The sequence below is a fragment of the Methylobacterium nigriterrae genome, assembly GCF_037106235.1.
In the GTDB taxonomy this organism is placed as follows: domain Bacteria; phylum Pseudomonadota; class Alphaproteobacteria; order Rhizobiales; family Beijerinckiaceae; genus Methylobacterium; species Methylobacterium nigriterrae.
Map to the genome: position 1 here is coordinate 1 of NZ_JBAWTG010000616.1, position 369 is coordinate 369.

A 369-nucleotide genomic window follows, 5' to 3' on the forward strand; every position below is an offset into this window, starting at 1 on the left:
CGGCTTGACCACATGGGCTGCGATGCCCGCCTGCTCGCAGGCCCGCACCTCCGGTCCGCTGTAGTAGCCCCGATCGGCGACCACCTCGGCCTGGCTCGCACCAGTCGCCTCCTGCGCGGCGCCCGCCATGGTGCTGAGCTGTGCCCGGTCGCTCCCCGTCGTGACCACATCGTGGGCGACCACCAAGTGGTGTCCAGCTTCGACGGCGAGCTGCACGTTATAGCCGACGATGCCTGAGCCTCTGGCGTTCATCGAGCGCGCGTCGGGATCGGTGAGCGACACTTGGCCATCCGGCGAGGCACGCAGCTGCTCGTCGATGAGCTTGAGGTCCGCCAAGTAGGCGTGAAGCACGGTCAGCTTCTGGGTGAG

1 protein-coding gene is annotated in these 369 nt (G+C 68.0%); it reads right to left on the bottom strand.

What is annotated here, in order from left to right:
• Positions 1-369: transposase (locus WDW90_RS38480; protein ID WP_336492920.1), on the bottom strand; the 369-nt coding region annotated here is incomplete at both ends.